The organism is Nocardioides sp. REDSEA-S30_B4 (assembly GCF_001627265.1).
In the GTDB taxonomy this organism is placed as follows: Bacteria; Actinomycetota; Actinomycetes; order Propionibacteriales; family Nocardioidaceae; genus Nocardioides.
Genome location: NZ_LUPI01000016.1, coordinates 1 through 17,521, shown reverse-complemented (window position 1 = coordinate 17,521; position 17,521 = coordinate 1). Strand labels below are relative to the sequence as shown.

General features: G+C 72.4%; 20 protein-coding genes and 1 pseudogene. 14 read left to right on the top strand and 7 right to left on the bottom strand.

Annotated features, from left to right (window positions below):
* Positions 1-206 precede the first annotated feature (206 nt).
* Positions 207-758, bottom strand: a complete 552-nt coding sequence (locus A6R01_RS05105) for a DUF6174 domain-containing protein (protein ID WP_292604183.1) — start codon at positions 756-758, stop codon at positions 207-209.
* A 99-nt stretch (positions 759-857) separates the two neighbouring features.
* Between A6R01_RS05105 and A6R01_RS05100 the strand changes: the two genes are divergently transcribed.
* The 4 genes from A6R01_RS05100 (at position 858) to A6R01_RS05085 (ending at position 3,765) form a co-directional block, all read left to right on the top strand.
* The gene (locus A6R01_RS05100; protein ID WP_292604181.1) at positions 858-1,397 is read left to right on the top strand and encodes a MaoC family dehydratase; all 540 of its coding nucleotides are present in this window, start codon (positions 858-860) and stop codon (positions 1,395-1,397) included.
* 8 nt (positions 1,398-1,405) lie between these two features.
* Positions 1,406-2,143 carry a potassium channel family protein gene (locus A6R01_RS05095; protein WP_292604179.1) on the top strand — a complete coding sequence of 246 codons (738 nt, stop codon included), beginning with the start codon at positions 1,406-1,408 and terminating at the stop codon, positions 2,141-2,143.
* A gap of 70 nt (positions 2,144-2,213) precedes the next feature.
* Entirely contained in the window at positions 2,214-2,858 is a 645-nt protein-coding gene (locus tag A6R01_RS05090; RefSeq protein WP_292604177.1) for a DUF6758 family protein, read from the top strand.
* A gap of 28 nt (positions 2,859-2,886) precedes the next feature.
* Entirely contained in the window at positions 2,887-3,765 is an 879-nt protein-coding gene (locus tag A6R01_RS05085; protein ID WP_292604175.1) for a PHP domain-containing protein, read from the top strand.
* Between the two features lie 10 nt (positions 3,766-3,775).
* Here A6R01_RS05085 and A6R01_RS05080 read toward each other — a convergent pair whose 3' ends face one another.
* Positions 3,776-4,534: an SDR family oxidoreductase gene (locus A6R01_RS05080; RefSeq protein WP_292604173.1), complete on the bottom strand. Its 759-nt coding sequence runs from the start codon at positions 4,532-4,534 to the stop codon at positions 3,776-3,778.
* A 61-nt stretch (positions 4,535-4,595) separates the two neighbouring features.
* Here A6R01_RS05080 and A6R01_RS05075 point away from each other — a divergent pair, with 61 nt between their 5' ends.
* Positions 4,596-5,369, top strand: coding sequence for a ParA family protein (locus tag A6R01_RS05075; protein ID WP_292604171.1), 774 nt, complete (start codon positions 4,596-4,598; stop codon positions 5,367-5,369).
* Positions 5,370-5,438: 69 nt separating this feature from the next.
* Here A6R01_RS05075 and A6R01_RS05070 read toward each other — a convergent pair whose 3' ends face one another.
* Complete coding sequence (locus A6R01_RS05070) at positions 5,439-6,860, bottom strand: DEAD/DEAH box helicase (RefSeq protein ID WP_292604187.1); 1,422 nt, start codon at positions 6,858-6,860, stop codon at positions 5,439-5,441.
* Between the two features lie 223 nt (positions 6,861-7,083).
* Here A6R01_RS05070 and A6R01_RS05065 point away from each other — a divergent pair, with 223 nt between their 5' ends.
* Positions 7,084-7,809: a ferritin-like fold-containing protein gene (locus tag A6R01_RS05065; protein WP_292604169.1), complete on the top strand. Its 726-nt coding sequence runs from the start codon at positions 7,084-7,086 to the stop codon at positions 7,807-7,809.
* Here A6R01_RS05065 and A6R01_RS05060 read toward each other — a convergent pair whose 3' ends face one another.
* Positions 7,810-8,031, bottom strand: a complete 222-nt coding sequence (locus A6R01_RS05060) for a DUF3107 domain-containing protein (protein WP_292604167.1) — start codon at positions 8,029-8,031, stop codon at positions 7,810-7,812. It lies immediately after the preceding gene.
* Between the two features lie 9 nt (positions 8,032-8,040).
* On the bottom strand, positions 8,041-8,640 hold the full coding sequence (locus A6R01_RS05055) for a TetR/AcrR family transcriptional regulator (RefSeq protein ID WP_292604185.1): 600 nt from the start codon (positions 8,638-8,640) through the stop codon (positions 8,041-8,043).
* A gap of 308 nt (positions 8,641-8,948) precedes the next feature.
* On the opposite strand from A6R01_RS05055, the gene moeZ reads away from it, so the two are divergent.
* The 8 genes from moeZ (at position 8,949) to A6R01_RS05015 (ending at position 16,595) form a co-directional block, all read left to right on the top strand.
* Positions 8,949-10,148 (top strand): adenylyltransferase/sulfurtransferase MoeZ, encoded by a 1,200-nt coding sequence (gene moeZ, locus A6R01_RS05050; protein WP_292604166.1) that lies wholly within the window; start codon positions 8,949-8,951, stop codon positions 10,146-10,148.
* A gap of 170 nt (positions 10,149-10,318) precedes the next feature.
* The gene (locus tag A6R01_RS05045; protein WP_292604164.1) at positions 10,319-11,194 is read left to right on the top strand and encodes a hypothetical protein; all 876 of its coding nucleotides are present in this window, start codon (positions 10,319-10,321) and stop codon (positions 11,192-11,194) included.
* Between the two features lie 86 nt (positions 11,195-11,280).
* Positions 11,281-12,174 (top strand): hypothetical protein, encoded by an 894-nt coding sequence (locus A6R01_RS05040; RefSeq protein WP_292604162.1) that lies wholly within the window; start codon positions 11,281-11,283, stop codon positions 12,172-12,174.
* Positions 12,175-12,189: 15 nt separating this feature from the next.
* Positions 12,190-12,516: an MGMT family protein gene (locus A6R01_RS05035; protein ID WP_292604160.1), complete on the top strand. Its 327-nt coding sequence runs from the start codon at positions 12,190-12,192 to the stop codon at positions 12,514-12,516.
* 33 nt (positions 12,517-12,549) lie between these two features.
* Entirely contained in the window at positions 12,550-13,329 is a 780-nt protein-coding gene (locus A6R01_RS05030; RefSeq protein ID WP_292604159.1) for a helix-turn-helix domain-containing protein, read from the top strand.
* 17 nt (positions 13,330-13,346) lie between these two features.
* Positions 13,347-14,909 carry a SpoIIE family protein phosphatase gene (locus A6R01_RS05025; protein ID WP_292604157.1) on the top strand — a complete coding sequence of 521 codons (1,563 nt, stop codon included), beginning with the start codon at positions 13,347-13,349 and terminating at the stop codon, positions 14,907-14,909.
* A gap of 123 nt (positions 14,910-15,032) precedes the next feature.
* On the top strand, positions 15,033-15,866 hold the full coding sequence (locus tag A6R01_RS05020) for a sulfotransferase (RefSeq protein ID WP_292604155.1): 834 nt from the start codon (positions 15,033-15,035) through the stop codon (positions 15,864-15,866).
* A 57-nt stretch (positions 15,867-15,923) separates the two neighbouring features.
* Entirely contained in the window at positions 15,924-16,595 is a 672-nt protein-coding gene (locus A6R01_RS05015) for a 1-acyl-sn-glycerol-3-phosphate acyltransferase (RefSeq protein WP_292604152.1), read from the top strand.
* On the opposite strand, the gene A6R01_RS05010 is transcribed toward A6R01_RS05015, so the two are convergent.
* Both A6R01_RS05010 and A6R01_RS05005 read right to left on the bottom strand, forming a co-directional pair.
* Positions 16,568-17,176, bottom strand: coding sequence for a GNAT family N-acetyltransferase (locus tag A6R01_RS05010; protein WP_292604150.1), 609 nt, complete (start codon positions 17,174-17,176; stop codon positions 16,568-16,570). The two genes, A6R01_RS05015 and A6R01_RS05010, sit on opposite strands and share 28 nt — an antisense overlap.
* Before the next feature lie 67 nt (positions 17,177-17,243).
* A pseudogene (locus A6R01_RS05005) lies at positions 17,244-17,521 on the bottom strand (hypothetical protein); the annotation flags it as partial.

Sequence of the window (17,521 nt, the reverse complement as noted above, 5' to 3'; positions counted from 1 at the left end):
GATGACCGCGACACCGCGGTCGACCTGGTGCTGCCCGAGCCCTTCCATGAGCTGACTCTTCCAGGGACCGCCGACATTCCGAGACGCTCAGAGCCCTTCCCCACAGGTCATCCGAGCATCGTGACCTGACCGTGACCCACGTCAAGGTCCCACGCGGCGGATGGGCGTCTACGTCCGCCCGTGACTGACGGCTCGGCGTTCGTATCTCAGCCGCCGATGCCCTCGCCGACGACCTTCACGTCCGAGAGCGTGTAGCCGATCTCCTCGTCGGCCATCCGCTCGTCGCGGTCGATGTAGACCTCGGTCGGGTAGTCGCTGCCCTCGGGCCAGGTGACGTCCACGCGCGCGGCGCCCGCCTCCTCGGCGTCCTCCGCCTCGGCGATGACCTCGTCGATGGTGAGCTCGAAGAACTCCGGCGCCGGTTCGCCGGCCTTCGCGCCGCCGCGTCCGCCGCCCTTCTCGAAGACGGCCTCGACGACCCGGTCGTCCTCGACGGTGACGCGCACCGGCACGGCGGCGTACGGGCAGAAGCACGAGACCTGGAGGGTGAAGGCGTAGTCGGTGGGGCCGAAGCCCACGTCGGGACCGCTGGTGGGCTCCTCGGCCTCCACGTCCTGGTCCGAGGAGGCGCTGCCGGTGGGGGCCGCCTGGTCGCGCGCCACCTCGTCCTCGCCGCTGCATGCGGCGAGCGGCAGCAGCAGGAGGACGGCGGTGGTCCCGGCCAGTACTCGGCGGAGGGTGATGCGCAGCATGCTCATGGTGCTGAGACGCTAGCCCCTCCGGGCCGGTTCCGCGTGGCAGGATGACGCGGGGCCTTGTTACCCACCAGTCACCAGCAGCAGAGCAGAGGAGCAGACGTGCAGTTCGGTCGCAGCTACGAGGAGTTCGAGGTCGGTGCGACCTACAAGCACTGGCCCGGCAAGACGGTCACCGAGTTCGACGACCACATGTTCTGCCTGCTCACGATGAACCACCACCCGCTGCACATGGACACCAACTACGCCGAGGAGACCACGCAGTTCGGCAAGAACGTCGTGGTGGGCAACTACGTCTACTCCATCCTGCTCGGCATGTCGGTGCCCGACATCTCCGGCAAGGCGATCGCCAACCTCGAGATCGAGTCGCTGCGCCACGTCGCGCCGACCTTCCACGGCGACACGCTGTACGGCGAGACCACCGTGCTCGACAAGTGGGAGTCGACCTCCAAGGACGACCGGGGCGTCGTCCACGTCGAGACGATCGGCTACAACCAGGACGGCAAGGTCGTGTGCATCTTCCGCCGCAAGGTGATGGTGCCGAAGAACAACTACCTCGAGGCCCGTGGCGGCGAGCAGCCCGGCCGCCCCGTTCCGCAGCCGGACAAGAACTGGCCCGGCCCGGACGCGAAGGCCGACTGACCGGTCCCGTGAGGACCCCCACCACCAGCACCTGGGAGCGCTGGACGCGGTGGCCGCTGGCCGGCGCCGCGCTGGTGTTCCTGGTGGCCTACTCGCTGCCGATACTCGACCCCGGCATGCCGGGACGGTGGAAGGCGCTGTGCGCCACAGTGGTGGGCCTGCTGTGGCTGGTCTTCATCGTCGACTTCGTGGTGCGGCTGGTGGCCGCCGACCACCGGTTCCGGTGGGCGTGGCGGCACGCGTTCGACGCGGCGGTGCTGCTGCTGCCGGCACTGCGCCCGCTGCAGCTGGTGCTGCTGGTCAAGGTCCTCAACCGCTCGGCCTCGCAGGGACTGCGGGGCCGGGTGGGCCTCTACGTCGGGTTCGGCTCCGGCATCGTCGCCTACGTCGCCGCCCTCGCGGCGCTGCAGGCCGAGAGGTACGCCGAGGGAGCCTCGATCACCTCCTTCGGCGACGCGATGTGGTGGGCCCTGACCACCATGACGACCGTCGGGTACGGCGACACCTACCCGGTCACCACCAGCGGCCGGGTCGTCGGGGCGCTGCTGATGATCACCGGGGTGGCCCTGCTCGGTGTCGTCACCGCCACGCTGGCCAGCTGGCTGGTCGAGCGAGTCACCGATGCCGACGACGCCGAGGACGAGCAGCGCGGGGCCGCCGAGCGCGAGGAGCTGCGCGCGGAGATCGCCGCGCTGCGCGCGCAGGTCGAGCTGCTGGTGGAGCGCAGCACGCCCCGGGAGGACTGAGCGGCCGGTACCGAGCAGCCGGGACCGAGCAGCCGGGACCGAGCCGCGCGTCACTCGGTACGGTAGGCCCGTGCCCGTGCAGCCCTCCTGCTCCCGCTGCTCGGCCCCCGTGACGCCGACCGCGTCGGAGGCCGGAGGCGCCTGGTCGTGCCCCGACCACGGGCCCACGCACGTGCTGTGGCGTCCCGAGGCGGCGACGTACGACGAGCTCGCCTCGCACCTGGGCCGGACCCGCGACTTCCCGACCTACCTCCCGTGGCCGCTGAGCCCCGGCTGGTCGGTCAGCGACCTGGCCGCGGTCACCGAGGGCGACCGGGTGCGCGGCACGCTGACCTGCGTCACCGGCACCAGCGAGCTCGACGGGCCGGTCGACGTCCTGGTCGTCACCGAGGAGCCCGGCACCGGCCTCGGGGCCCGCGTCGCCGGCACCCGCCACGACGACCCCGACCCCGGCCACTTCCAAGGCCAGCCGCTGGTGCGCGTGCGGCTGGAGCAGAAGCAGGTGCCGCTGTGGTCGGTCTCGACCAGCGGCTCGAGCGGGGAGTGGGACCGCTCGGTCGTGGTGGGGGAGGCCTTCGGGCGCTGGCTGTGGATCGTGGTCCGGCCGGCCTCGGCGGTGCTGCTGCTGCGCGACGACTGGATCCTGCGTGACGTGGCGCCGGTCGGGCCGCCGCTGATCGAGCTGCCCTTCGCCGGGCCGGCGCCCCCGTGGTGAGCCCCCTGGCAGGTCCCGTGGTGAGCCGGTGAAGGTCGACCTGCACACCCACACCCGGGCCAGCGACGGCACCCAGTCGCCCACCGAGCTGGTGACCGCCGCGGTCGCGGCAGGTGTGGACGTCCTCGGGGTCACCGACCACGACACCGCGGAGGGGTGGGACGAGGCGGCCCGCGCGGCCGATGCCGCCGGTCTCGGACTGGTCCGCGGGATGGAGGTCAGCACCCGCCTCGACGGACGCGGCGTGCACCTGCTGGCCTACCTCCCCGACCCGACGTACCCGCCGCTCGTGGCGCTGCTCGACAAGGTGCTGGAGGGCCGGTCGTCCCGTGTGCCCGCGGTGCTGGCGCGGCTGCGGGAAGTCGACGTCGAGCTGAGCGAGGACGACGTCGCCCGGGTCTCCGGGGACGCCGCGGCCAGCGGGCGCCCGCACATCGCCGACGCGCTGGTCGTCGCCGGGGTGGTGGCCGACCGCGACGAGGCGTTCCGACGGTTCCTCAACCCCGGTATGCCCGGGTACGTCGACAGGTACGCCGCCCCGCTGCGCGAGACCATCCGCGTGGTCGCCGAGGCCGGCGGGGTCAGCGTCATCGCCCACGCGTGGGGTCGACGCCGCACCCGCAGCCCCGACGAGGCGGCCATCGCCGAGCTGGCCGACCTGGGGCTGGTCGGCCTGGAGGTCGACCACCAGGACCACGACGCCGGGGCCCGCGACTCGCTGCGCGCGATCGCCCGCAACCTCGACCTGGTCGTCACCGGCTCCAGCGACCACCACGGCACCGGCAAGGTCGGTCACGACCTGGCGTGCAACACCACGGCGCCCGACGAGCTCGAGCGGCTGCTGGACGCCGCGGCGCGGGCCCGTGCGGCCTCGGGCCGGCCCGCCCCGGAGCCGCTCGGGCTCTGAGGCGCAGCAACTACTTGCGGCCCAGCCCCTGGAAGCGCTGCAGCAGCCCGCTCGGCACCAGGCGGGCGGCACCGGCGATGACCTTGTACTGCGCGCTGGGGATCGAGTAGACCTTCCCCTTCGCGTGGTCGGCCAGCGCGTCGCGGACCAGGTCGTCGGCGTCGAGCCACATCCACGACGGGGCGGAGTCGCGGCCCACGCCCATCCGCTCGTGGAACTCGGTGCGCACGAAGCCCGGGCACAGGGTGGTGACGGTGACGCCCTGCTCGGCGTACTCCGCCGCCGCCCACTCGCCGAGCCGGTTCACGTAGGCCTTGGCCGCGGAGTAGGTGCCGCGGGGGAGGAAGGCGGCGACGCTGGAGACGTTGATGACCCCGCCGTGGCCCCGCGCGGCCATCGGGCCCAGCGCGGCGTGGGTCAGCCGCAGGACGGCGGTGACCAGGACGTCCAGCATGGCGGTCTCGGCCTCGACGTCGTTGTCGAGGAAGCGGCCCTTCAGGCCGAACCCCGCGTTGTTGACCAGCAGGTCGACCGGGCTCTGCAGGTCGGCCAGCCGCTCCTCGACCCGGTGCAGCTGGTCGCGGTCGGCGAGGTCGGCGGCGAGCACCTCCACCTCGATGTCGTGCTGCGCGCGGAGCTCGTCGGCGAGCTCCTCGAGCCGGGCCTCGTCCCGGGCGACGAGCACGAGGTCGTCGCCGCGCGCGGCCAGCTGATGGGCGAAGGAGCGTCCGATGCCGGCGGTCGGGCCGGTGACCAGGGAGCGAGACATGACCCGAGTAGAACAGGTCCCACCTCGGCAGCGTGCGACCCGTCCGGCATGATGACCCTCGATGACCACGACACTCGCCGTCGCCAACCAGAAGGGCGGCGTCGCCAAGACCACCTCCGTCGCCTCGATCGGCGCGGCTCTCGCCGAGCTCGGGCAGCGGGTGCTGCTCGTCGACCTCGACCCGCAGGCCTGCCTGACCTTCTCCCTGGGCATCGATCCCGAGGACCTCGAGGTCTCGGTGCACCACGTGCTGACCAAGGGCACCGACCCAGGCGAGGTGATCATCGAGACCGAGGACGGCGTGCACCTCCTGCCGGCCACCATCGAGCTCGCTCGCGCCGAGGCCGACCTGCTCACGCGCACCGGCCGCGAGCACGTGGTCAAGATGGTCGTGGAGGACGTCGAGGACGACTACGACTGGGTGCTGCTGGACTGCCCGCCCTCGCTGGGCGTGCTGACGGTCGCGGCGCTGACGGCCGCTCGCGGCGTGCTCATCCCGCTGCAGTGCGAGACGCTCTCGCACCGCGGGGTGGGCCAGCTGCTCGACACCGTGCACGACGTCCGGAAGTTCACCAACCGCAAGCTCGAGGTCTGGGGCGTGCTGCCGACGTTGTACGACGGCCGCACCAACCACTCGCGCACGGTGCTGGAGACCATCGCCGAGACCTACGAGCTCGAGGTCGTCGAGCCGCCGATCCCCAAGACCATCAAGTTCGCCGAGGCCCCCGCGGCCGGCCGATCGATCCTGGCTACCAGCCGCACCAGCAAGGGTGCCCAGGCCTACCGGGAGGTCGCCGCGAACCTCGTCACGCGAGCGGGACGCAAGAAGCGCTGAGACACGCACGAGGCCCGCTCCCCCTGGAGGGGAGCGGGCCTCGTCGTCTGTCCGAGTGGCGGAGCGGGCTCAGTGGCCGGCGGGCGCGGAGCCGCCCTGGCTGTTCTGGCCGGCGCCCTGCTGGCCGCCGCCCTGGCCACCGCCGCCACCGCGCGAGCGGCGACGACGACGGTTGCGGCTGCTCGAGGAGCCGGAGCCCGAGCCCGCCGAGGACTCGACCTTCTCGACCTGCTTCTCGCCGGACTCGGTGGTCTTGACCTCGGCCACGACCTCGCCGCCGCGCGAGCGGGTGCGCGTCCGGTTGCGGTTGCGGTTGCGCGGGGCCCGGTCGCCCGAGCGCTCGCGGGGCTCCTTCTTCTCCACCGGCTTGGGGTCGGCGATGCGGCCCTTGGTGCCCGGGGCGATGCCCTGGTCGTGGAAGAGGTGCTCGGAGGTGGAGTAGGTCTCCAGCGGCTCGTCGAAGGGCAGGTCCAGCGCCTTGTTGATGAGCTTCCAGCGGTGCAGGTCCTGCCAGTCGACCAGCGTGATCGCGATGCCGGTGGCGCCCGCGCGGCCGGTGCGGCCGATCCGGTGGACGTAGGTCTTGTCGTCCTCGGGGCAGGTGTAGTTGATGACGTGGGAGACACCGCGCACGTCGATGCCGCGGGCGGCGACGTCGGTCGCGACCAGGACGCGGATCTTGTCCTCGCGGAACTTCGCCAGCGCCTTCTCGCGCGCGACCTGGGCCATGTCGCCGTGCAGCGGGGAGGCGGCGAAGCCGCGCTCGGCCAGGTCGTCGGCGACCCGCTGGGCCTGGCGCTTGGTGCGGGTGAAGACGATGAACTTGTCGGCGTCCTCGGCCTGGAGCAGCCGGCCGATGATCTCGGGCTTGTCGAGGTCGTGGCACTGGTAGATGAACTGCGCCGTGGCGGGCACGGTGGCGTTCTCGTAGGAGGACTCCGCGCGGATGTTCATCGGGTGGCGCATGTAGGTGCGCGCCAGCGAGACGATCGCGGCCGGCATGGTGGCCGAGAACAGCATCGTCTGCCGGGTCTCCGGCGTCATCCGCATCAGCTTCTCGACGTCGGGCAGGAACCCGAGGTCGAGCATCTCGTCGGCCTCGTCCAGCACGACGGCGTGGACGTGGGAGAGGTCGAGGCTCTTGCGGTTGGCCAGGTCGATGAGACGACCGGGCGTGCCGACGACGACGTCGACGCCGGCCTCGAGGGCCTCGAGCTGCGGCTCGTAGCCGACGCCGCCGTAGACGGTCAGCACGCGCAGGCCGCGGTCGGCGGAGGCGAGGGTCAGGTCGGAGGAGACCTGGAGGGCCAGCTCGCGCGTGGGGGCCACGATCAGGGCCTGCGGCTTGCCCTGGGGGAGCTCGGCGTAGTCGGGGTCCTTGGGGGAGACGCTGCGCTGCAGCACCGGGATGCCGAAGGCGAGGGTCTTGCCGGTGCCCGTGCGGGCCTGGCCGATGAGGTCGGTGCCCATCAGGGCGACCGAGAGGGTCATCTCCTGGATGGCGAAGGGGGTGGTGATGCCGCCGCGCTCGAGCGCGTCGCAGATCTCGGGGTGCACCCCGAGCTCACGGAAGGTGGTCACAGTGTTCTGCTTTCGTGGTTGCTGGCCCCGTCGGGTCTGTCTGCTGGGCGGCGCTGCCACAACCGCTGCGGCCGACCCGGGACCCGGTCAACCGCGCACATACGGTTCAAGACTGTATCGGTAGGGTGCGAGCATGACTGAATCCCAGGTCGAGACCGGGCCCGACTCGGGAGACGGCGACACACCGCTGGCCTTCGAGGACCCCACCTACCGCGAGGCGATCGTCGACCTGCTCGGGGTCATCGCGTACGGCGAGATCAGCGCTTTCGAGCGCCTGGCCGAGGACGCCAAGCTGGCGCCCACGCTGGAGGACAAGGTCGCGATCGCGACCATGGCCTCGGCGGAGTTCTCCAAGGTCGGGGCACTGCGCTCCCGGCTGGAGGCACTGGGGGCCGACCCCTTCGCGGCGATGGCGCCGTTCCAGAAGGCCATCGACCGCTTCCACGACCACACCGCGCCGGCCGACTGGTACGAGGGCCTGGTGAAGGCCTACGTCGGCGACGGCCTGGCCGACGACTTCTACCGCGAGATCGCCGCCTACCTCGACGCCGAGACCCGCGACCTGGTGGTCGGCACCTTCGAGGACTCCGGCCACGCGGAGTTCGTGGTCGACCGGGTGCGCTCGGCGATCGCGGCCGACCACCGGCTGGGCGGGCGGCTGGCCCTGTGGGGCCGACGGCTCATGGGCGAGGCGCTGATCCAGGCGCAGCGGGTCGCCGCCGAGCGTGACGCGCTCTCCTCGCTGCTGGCCGGCGGCACCGATCGCCCCGGTCTCGACCTCGCGGCCATCGGCCGGATGTTCGCCCGGCTGACCGAGCGGCACACCGAGCGGATGAGCGAGCTCGGGCTCGAGAGCTAGCTAGCTGCGGAAGCCGACCGCGGCGACCGTGGTCGAGCCGAGCTCGACGTAGGCGATCTTCGCGCCGGGCACGAGCACGACCCGGCCCTTGGAGTCGGTGAGGGAGAGCAGGCCGTCGGAGGAGACGGCCTCGGAGACCTTGGAGGTCAGGGCCTCGGCCGACTCCTCGGTCTCGAGGGTGATCTCGCGGGGGGCCTGCTGGATTCCGATCTTGACGTCCACGCAGCCAGCCTAGTGCTCGACGGAAGGGTCGTCGGTGCGCGGGTAGCCACCGATGCCGCGCCAGGCGAGACCGGCCACCAGGGCGGCGGCCTGGTCGCGGCCGAGGCCGCCGGCCTCGGTGAGCCAGAAGCGGGCGCTGACCTGGGCCATGCCCACCAGCGAGACCGCCAGCAGGCGGGAGGCCTCGTCGGGCAGGCCGGTGTCGTCGTGGATGACGCCGGCGATGAGGCGGGCGCACTCGGTGGTGACCCGGTCGACCTGCTCGCGCACGGCCGGCTCGTTGGTCAGGTCGGACTCGAAGACCAGGCGGAAGGCGCCGGTGTCGTGGGCGACGTACTCGTAGAACACGTCCATCGTCGCCTCGACGCGCTGCTTGTTGTCGTCGGTGGACTCCAGCGCGGCGCGGCAGTTGTCGATGATCTGGTCGCACGAGCGGTCCAGCAGCGCGAGGTAGAGGTCGAGCTTGCCGGGGAAGTGCTGGTAGAGCACCGGCTTGGAGACCCCGGCGCGCTCGGCGATGTCGTCCATCGCGGCGGCGTGGTAACCCTGGGCGACGAAGACCTCGAGCGCGGACTCCAGCAGCTGGGCGCGACGCTCGCGCCGGGGCATCCGGGCCCCGCGGGGGCGGAGGCCGCCGACCTCCTGCTGTTCTGCCGTCACTGCTGGTCTCCTGGTTCGCGGGGGTCTGCTGGGGCTGGCCTGCGGGCTTACTGCTCGGTCACTTCCGGGGGACAGGAGCCTAACGCGCGTGACGCACCGCACGGCTGTCCAGGCTCTGGGTGGACGTGTCGCGCGTCGCCGGGCGTGGGGGAACATGGAGCGCGCCGTGGGTGTTGTGCCCGCGACCGAAGACCAAGCACCAACCCCCTGCACGAACCCCCCCAGCACCCCAGCCCCGAAGGCGAGGAGAGACCCCCGTGAGCATCGAGCCGCTCGTGGAGCCGGCAGCAGAGCTGACCGTCGACGAGGTACGCCGCTACAGCCGTCACCTGATCATCCCCGACGTGGGCATGACCGGTCAGAAGCGCCTGAAGAACGCGAAGGTCCTGGTGATCGGCGCCGGCGGTCTCGGCAGCCCCGCGCTGCTCTACCTCGCCGCGGCCGGCGTGGGGACCCTGGGCATCGCGGAGTTCGACGAGGTCGACGAGTCGAACCTCCAGCGCCAGATCATCCACACCCAGTCCGACATCGGGAAGTCCAAGGCCCTCTCGGCCAAGGAGTCGATCGCCGAGGCCAATCCGCACGTCAACGTCGTGCTGCACGAGGAGCGCCTCGACAACGACAACGTCTTCGACGTCTTCGAGGGCTACGACCTCATCATCGACGGCACCGACAACTTCGCGACCCGCTACATGGTCAACGACGCGGCGTACTTCCTCGGGATCCCCTACGTCTGGGGCTCGATCTACCGCTTCGACGGCCAGGCCTCGGTGTTCGCGCCCAAGCAGGTCGAGGGCGCGCCCTGCTACCGCTGCCTCTACCCCGAGCCGCCGCCGCCGGGCATGGTCCCCTCGTGCGCCGAGGGCGGCGTGCTGGGCGTGCTGTGCGCCTCGATCGGCTCGATCCAGGTCAACGAGGCCATCAAGATGATCACCGGTGCTGGCGACCCCGCCATCGGCTCGCTGGTCATCTACGACGCCCTCGAGCTGTCATGGCGCAAGCTGAAGGTCCGCAAGGACCCCAACTGCGCGCTGTGCGGCGAGAACCCGACCGTCACCGGCCTGATCGACTACGACACCTTCTGCGGTGCGATCTCCGACGAGGCCGCCGACGCCGCTGCCGGCTCGACGATCTCGGTGACCCAGCTGGAGTCGATGCTCAAGGAGCGCGAGGAGGGCAGCCGGGACTTCGTGCTGGTCGACGTGCGCGAGCCCAACGAGTACGAGATCAACCAGATCCCTGGCTCGGTGCTGATCCCCAAGGGCGAGTTCCTCAACGGCAACGCCCTCGAGCAGCTCTCCCAGGACAAGCCGGTCGTGCTGCACTGCAAGTCCGGCGTCCGCTCGGCCGAGGCGCTGGCGGTGCTCAAGGGCGCCGGGTTCGCCGACGCCGTGCACGTCGGCGGCGGCGTGGTGGCGTGGGTCAACCAGATCGACCCCAGCCAGCCGTCGTACTGATCGCGCGGGAGTGCTTCCCGTAGGGCCCCGAGCCTGAGACGGGTCTTGGGGTTACTCGAGGGTAAAAACAGGTTCTACCGGGTGTAGCCCGTGCCACACCGGGTAGGTCGGCTCTGTCACAGCCGGCCTGCTCGGTGGTCGGCGCCAGTGCTCCCTGGAGGATGAGTCCCTTGCAGAACCTTCGTACGTCCACGCGTCGCCTCGCGACCCTCGCCGCGCTCGCCAGCGCCGCCGTCCTCGGCGCCGCCACGGCCACGGTCGCCCCCGCGTCCGCCGCCCCCACCTGGGCGCCGGCCGACCAGGCGACGCTGACCCCCGGCGTGCAGGCCTACACCGAGGGCGGCCAGTGCACGGCCAACTTCGTGTTCACCGACTCCGCCGGCGGGGTCTACCTCGGCTACGCAGCGCACTGCGCCGGCACCGGCGAGGCGACCCAGACCGACGGCTGCGAGTCCGGCTCGCTCCCGCTCGGCACGAAGGTCGACTTCGCCGAGGGCGGCTCGCTGGTCAGCTCGGGCACGCGCCTGGGCGGCGGCACGCTGGCCTACAGCTCCTGGCTGGCCATGCAGGACAACGGCGAGACCGACGCCGACACCTGCGCCTACAACGACTTCGCGCTGGTCAAGGTCGACGCGGCCGACGTCTCGAAGGTCAACCCGAGCATCCCGTTCTGGGGCGGCCCGGTGGGCATCGACACCGACGGGGTCGGCGCCGGCGAGACGGTCCACTCCTACGGCAACTCCTCGCTGCGCGGCGGCATCGAGCTGCTCTCGCCCAAGCAGGGCATCAGCCTCGGCACCTCCGGCAACGGCTGGACCCACCCGGTCTACACGCTCACCCCCGGCGTCCCCGGTGACTCCGGCTCGGCCTTCATCAACGGCGAGGGCGAGGCCCTCGGCACCCTGTCGACGCTGGCCCTGGCGCCGCTGGCCGGCTCCAACGGCGTCGGCGACCTGGCCAGCGAGCTGGCCTACGCCCAGCAGCACTCCGGCATCGCCGGCCTCGAGCTGGCGCTGGGCACGGAGCCGTTCTCGCCCCTCCTGTGAGCCACGGGCTGTGATCTGACAGCCCACCCTGTGAGACGGGGCCCCGACCGCGTAGCCGGTCGGGGCCCTGCCTCGTTGTGCGGGACATGACGCTGCTGCGCTCCCGCACCGTGCCGGTCCTGCTCCTCGTCTGCGCGGTGGCCCTGGCCCTCGTCGCGACCCTCGCCCCCACCGCGGACGCGGCCAAGCGCAAGCGCAAGCGCGCCGTCACCTGGGCCCCCGCGGCCACGGCGACGATCACGCCGGGCGTGCAGATGTACACCGACGGCGGCCAGTGCACCGCCAACTTCGTCTTCACCGACCGCAACGGCGGGGTGTACGTCGGCTACGCCGCGCACTGCGCCGGTCTCGGCGCGGCGACCGACACCAACGGCTGCGGCCAGTCCTCGGTCCCGATCGGCACGCCGGTCACCTTCGAGCGCGGCGGCAGCCTGCTCACCTCGGGGACGGTCCTGGGCCGCGGCACCCTGGCCTACAGCTCCTGGGAGACCATGAACCGGATCGGCACGAGCGACCCGGTGGTCTGCTCCTTCAACGACTTCGCGCTGGTCAAGGTCGCCGGCAGCGACGTCTCGAAGGTCAACCCGAGCATCCCGTTCTGGGGTGGCCCCACCGGCATCGACACCGACGGCCTCGGCGCGGGCGAGAGCGTGTGGAGCTACGGCAACTCCTCGCTGCGCGCGGGCCTCGAGCTGCTCTCGCCCAAGCAGGGCATCTCGCTGGGCGACGACGCCGCCGACGGCGGCTGGTCGCACCTGCTCTACACGATCACCCCCGGCGTCCCCGGCGACTCCGGCTCGGCGTTCCTCAGCGCCGACGGCAAGGCGGTCGGCACCCTGTCGACCCTCGGCCTGACCCCGTTCCCGCTGTCGAACAACATCGGCGACCTGTCCCGCGAGCTGGCCTTCGCCCAGCAGCACTCCGGCATCCCCGGGCTCAAGCTGGCGCTGGGCACGGAGCCGTTCTCGCCGCTGCTCTGATCTAGATTCCTCGGGGTGAGGCACCCCGAGGACTACGTCGAGGCCGTGCTCGCCTGCGTGGAGGCGGTGCCGCGGGGACGGGTGACGACGTACGGCGCGATCGCCGACGCCATCGGACGCTTCGGACCGCGCCGCGTCGGCAACGTGATGTCGACCCACGGCGGGGGAGTGCCCTGGTGGCGCGTCGTGCGCGCCGACGGGTCGCTGCCCGACAGCCATCTCGACACCGCCCGTCAGGCCTACCTGGAGGAGGGCACGGCGCTGCGTCCCTCGGGCGCCGTGGACATCCGGGCGGCCTTCTGGCAGCCACCTTCGGTTCCGCCGTCACCGGACGTCGCCTAGTCTCTGCCCTCTGCGACGCGTGAGGAGAGCACAGTGCGGAGGCAGTTCTCGGACCAGCAGCACGACGCGTACGTCGGGCACCTGCTGCGTGACGCCCTGTCGGGACGCGCCTCTGCGGAGGTGCTCGCCGAGCTGGGGCTCGACCTGCTGGAGGAGCACTGCGTGGTGCTCGTCGCGGCCCTCGACCGCCCGGCCGCGGACCGGCTGGCCGAGCAGTCGCACTTCGCGGCCGCCTGGCGCTCGGCCACCGACCGGCTCGGGTCGACGCTGCCGTGCGCGGACCTCGCCACCGAGGTGGTCGCGCTGCTGCCGGTGGGCGGTGCCCCCTCACGTCGGGCCGGGGAGGACCTCGTGCAGCGCGCCGCGGCCACGGTCGCCGGCGAGGTGGGCGGCTTCACCTGCGGGGTCAGTCGGGCCGCCCGGGTGACGGGCCTGCCGACGGCGTACGACCAGGCGAGCCGGGCCGTGGAGGTCGGTCGTCGGGTCCACGGCGGGGGCGTGACGTCGTTCTTCGACGACCTCGGCGTCGACCGGCTGCTGGCCTCGGTCACCGACCGCGACGAGCTGCGCGCCTTCGCCCGCGACGTGCTCGGGCCGTTGGCCGGCGAGGACCCGGAGGCCGAGGGGCTGAGGGTGACGCTGCAGGCGCTGCTCGACACCAACTTCAACGTGGCGGAGGCTGCGCGCGCGCAGTTCTTCCACTACAACACCATGCGCTACCGGCTGGCCAAGATCGAGCGGCTGGTGGGCCCTGTGAGCAGCGATGCGCGGGTCCGCCTGGACGTTGCTGTTGCGCTGCGGGTGTGGAGCTGACCTGCCACGATGTGGCCATGTCGCCCCCCGCGCCGTCGTCGCCCGCCTTCGCGCGCGCGGGCGCGCTGCGCGAGGAGTACGCCGCCACCGACTGGGCGGCCGGCCCGCTCGGTGACCCGGGGGGCTGGAGCCCGGCGCTGCGGGCCTCGCTGGACCTGATCTGGGGCACCCGGTTCGCCGCGACCCTGCTGTGGGGGCCGGAGCTGGTGCTGCTCTACAACGAGGCCTACGTCGAGCTGATGGGCGACAAGCACCCGGCCCTGGGGCGCCGGTGCGACGAGGTGTTCCCCGAGGCGATGGACGCCATCGGGCCGCTGCTGGCGCAGGTGCGGGCCGGCGGTGAGGCGACGTGGAGCCAGGACGTGCTGCTGCCGCTGCAGCGCGCCGGCTACGTCGAGGACTGCTGGTTCACCTGGTCCTACTCCGCCGTGCTCGGCCCCGACGGCGAGGTCGAGGGCATCGTCGACATCGCCGTCGAGACGACCGCGCAGGTGCTGGCGCGGCGCCGCAGCCACCTCGTGGCGCAGCTGCTCGCCACCCTCGAGGACGCCGTGGACGAGGAGGACGTGGTCGCACGCACCCGGGCGACGCTCGACTCGGGCCAGGACCTGGGAGAGGTCGCGCTGCCGTTCGGGGCGGCACCGGGGAGCGGGCTGACGCTCGAGACCGGTGGCGACCCGTCGCGCGGCGTGCTGTGCCGGGTGGAGGTTCCTGGTCGTCACGCGGGCACCCCGCCACGGCACCTGGAGGGACGGCTGAGCCCGCGGCTGCCGCTCGACGGCGCCTACACCGAGTTCCTGCGCACGGTGGCCGCCGGGGTGGGCGCGGCGCTGGACAGTGTGGCGGCGGCGGAGTCCCAGAGGGCCATCTCCGAGGCGCTCCAGCGCAGCCTGCTCACCCAGCCGCAGCCGGGCCACGCCCTCGAGGTCGCGGTGCGCTACCAACCGGCCTCGCAGCAGGCCCGGGTCGGCGGGGACTGGTACGACTGCTACCCGCTGCCCGACGGGGCGGTCACGGTCATGGTCGGCGACGTCGCCGGGCACGACCAGACGGCCGCGGCTGCGATGGGCCAGCTGCGCAACCTCGCCCGCGGTGTGGCCTACTCCGCCGACGTGTGGCTGCCCTCGCAGGTCCTGCAGGACCTCGACCTGGCGATGGAGGGACTGGGCATGGAGGTGGTCGCCACCGCCCTGGTGGCCGTGCTGGAGGAGCAGGGGCCCGACGGCCAGCTCGTGCACTGGGCCAACGCCGGGCACCCGCCGCCGGTCCTGGTGAGGGCCGACGGCGTCGTACGACTGCTCGACGTGGAGGCCGGGCTGCTGCTGGGGCTCGACCCGTCGATCCACCGGGCCGACCACCGCCTCGAGCTCGCGCCCGGGGACCTGCTGCTGCTCTACACCGACGGCTTGGTCGAGCGGCGCGGGGCCGACCTCGACGACGGGCTGAGCTGGCTCGTGGAGACGGTCACGGCGCACGCGCACCTGGGCCCCGAGGAGCTGTGCGACGTGCTGCTGCGCGAGTCGCTGACCCACGACGACGACCAGGTGCTGCTGGCGGTCCGGGCCCGGGGGCTCGGCTGAGCGTCGGCTAGTCTCGGGCCCGCCCGACCCGCCCTCACCCGCCCTCTCGAGGAGGACGTCATCGCTCCCCGTCCCGACGGCGCGCCCCAGGCCGCCCCGCACGGCATCCTCCCCATCGGGGTCGTGGTGGCCGGCGTGCAGAAGGCCGGCACCAGCACGCTGTACCGGGTGCTCGTGTCGCACCAGTCGATCGCGCGCGCCCCGCAGAAGGAGTGGCACTTCTTCGACGACGAGTCGATGGACTGGAGCAGCGAGGTCACCGGCTACGAGGTGGCGCGACGCGGCCCGCGGGCCCGGGCGACGATGTCGGTCGACGCGAGCCCGTCGTACTTCTTCTGGCCCGGCGCCCTGGAGCGGATCCGCGCCTGGAACCCCGACGTCCCGCTGGTGCTGAGCTTCCGCGACCCCGTCGACCGCGCGTTCTCGCACTGGGTCATGAACTACACCCGGCGCCTGGCGCCGGAGGAGCGGCTCTCCTTCGCCGAGACCGTGCGGATCGGCTACGACCCGTCGTGGATCGGCACCCGCCCGGCCGGGTGGAGCGACAAGGACCTGCGCACCCGTTCGGTCGTGGGTCGTGGGTTGTACGGCGCGCAGCTGGCGCACGCGCAGTCGCTGTTCCCCGCCGAGCAGCTGCACCTCCTCGACTTCCACGCCTTCGTCAAGGACCAGCAGGCCGCAGCCGACAAGCTCGTCGCGGATCTCGGGCTGGCGCCGTACGAGAAGCCGCTGGAGCCGCAGGCCCGCTCCGCCTCCCAGACCGGCTTCGAGGGCGTCGCCCCGACCGCCGAGGACATCGAGGTGCTGGTGGCGGCGTACGCCGAGGACCTGCCGCTCTTCACCCGGCTCTCCGGCCTCGACACCTCGGGCTGGACCACGTCACGGCTGCTGGCCGGTGAGCTCAGCGCCGAGGAGGTAGCGGAGAAGCTGGGTCGCAAGGCCGGCCTGATCTCCTGAGCACTCGCCGGTGGACGCCCGTTCGGCGGACCCGTCGGTAACCACGAGACTGGCCGGGTGAGCCTCTACCGGACCCTCCACGCCGTGGTCCCGCCGGTCGCCAAGGCGATCTGGCGCCCCCGGGTCGAGGGGCTCGAGCACGTGCCGGCCACCGGTGGGGTGCTGCTCGCCAGCAACCACCTGTCCTTCGTCGACTCGGTGGTGATCCCGGTCGTCGTGCCGCGCAAGGTGGTCTTCCTCGCCAAGTCCGACTACTTCACCGGCACCGGGGTGAAGGGGGCGCTGTCACGGGCGTGGTTCGAGGGGCTGGGGATGCTGCCGGTCGACCGCGACGACCCGCGTGCGGCGCTCGGCTCGTTGGACACGGCACTGGAGGTGCTGGCGCGCGGCGAGGCCTTCGGGCTCTACCCCGAGGGGACCCGCTCGCGCGACGGGCGTCTCTACCGCGGGCGCACCGGCGTCGCGCACCTCGCGCTCACCGCAGGGGTGCCGATCGTCCCGGTCGGGCTGGTCGGCACCGAGAGGCTGCAGCCGGTCGGCTCGTCGGTCCCGCGGATCGTGCGGGTCGACGTGCGCTTCGGCGCGCCGATCGAGGTGGCCGGCCGCTTCGAGGGCATGGCGTCGGGCAGGGCCCGGCGGGTGCTCACCGACGAGGTCATGGATGCCATCGCCGGACTCACCGGCCAGGAGCGTGCGCCCGGCTACAACGAGCGGGCGCCCGACGCCTGACGCCACTCGTGGGCGAGCAGGGCGTACTCGACCTCGTCGAGCCAGCCGAGCTGGTGGTGCCACAGCGCCTGCACCGCGTAGCGCTCCCGTCTCATGCCCGCCTTCTCCAGCACTCGGACCGACCCGAGGTTGTCCGCGTCGGCCCTGGCCGTGACCCGGCGCAGGCCCAGCACCTCGAAGGCGGCACGCAGCAGCGCGGACGCGGTGGCGCTGCCGATGCCCTGCCCCGCCGCGTCCGGTCTGACGACGTAGCCGATGGCGCCATCGGTGCCGGCGGGGTGGCCGGGCTGGCCCGCCCCGTCGACCACGTCGAGGAACCCCATCGCCACGACGTCCCCCTCACGCTCGACGACGCAGGACCAGTCCGTGTCGCTGTGCGGGATCGCTGCCCACTCGCGACGCAGCTCGTCGGCGGTCACATGGGTGCGCACCATGAAGCGGTTGACGGCGGGGTCGTTGCGGAAGGCGAGGACGGGCTCCAGGTCGGTGGCGGTGGGCTCACGCAGGAGCAGGTCGCCCACGTACTCCGGCCACGGCGCCGGGCGGTCGGTCGCAGCGCCGGTCGACGCGAAGGCATTCACCGGGGTGAGGTTGTCACCGGACGCTGCCGGGCGCGACCTCATTGACGCAGAGGGCCAGAGCGCGCCGTCAGAGCGTGGTGGTGCCGTCGGGGTGGACGAGGTAGCGGATGCCGTGGGGGCTGGTCCAGAGCCAGGTGGTGGGGGTGAGCTGGGCGTAGTCCCATCGCCCGTCGGGGGATGGGTGGGTCTTGGCTCGGTGATGTCGCCGGCAGAGCGGGGCGAGAGTGGCCGTTGATGTCTGGCCGGGTGGTCCGCCTTGGTCGGGTGGGACGTACTCGTCGGTGTGGTCGAGGTCGGTCCTGGCTGAGGTGCGGGTGCAGTGGGGGAAGACGCAGGTGGGGCGCT

What these genes read in the sequence shown, in the direction of transcription:
- A6R01_RS05040 (WP_292604162.1), top strand. Translation starts at nt 11,281, where the DNA reads ATGACGCTGCTGCGCTCCCGCACCGTGCCGGTCCTGCTCCTCGTCTGC.
- A6R01_RS05055 (WP_292604185.1), bottom strand. Translation starts at nt 8,640, where the DNA reads ATGCCCCGGCGCGAGCGTCGCGCCCAGCTGCTGGAGTCCGCGCTCGAG.
- A6R01_RS05080 (WP_292604173.1), bottom strand. Translation starts at nt 4,534, where the DNA reads ATGTCTCGCTCCCTGGTCACCGGCCCGACCGCCGGCATCGGACGCTCC.
- A6R01_RS05025 (WP_292604157.1), top strand. Translation starts at nt 13,347, where the DNA reads ATGTCGCCCCCCGCGCCGTCGTCGCCCGCCTTCGCGCGCGCGGGCGCG.
- A6R01_RS05070 (WP_292604187.1), bottom strand. Translation starts at nt 6,860, where the DNA reads ATGACCCTCTCGGTCGCCCTGATGGGCACCGACCTCATCGGCCAGGCC.
- A6R01_RS05105 (WP_292604183.1), bottom strand. Translation starts at nt 758, where the DNA reads ATGAGCATGCTGCGCATCACCCTCCGCCGAGTACTGGCCGGGACCACC.
- A6R01_RS05065 (WP_292604169.1), top strand. Translation starts at nt 7,084, where the DNA reads ATGACTGAATCCCAGGTCGAGACCGGGCCCGACTCGGGAGACGGCGAC.
- A6R01_RS05075 (WP_292604171.1), top strand. Translation starts at nt 4,596, where the DNA reads ATGACCACGACACTCGCCGTCGCCAACCAGAAGGGCGGCGTCGCCAAG.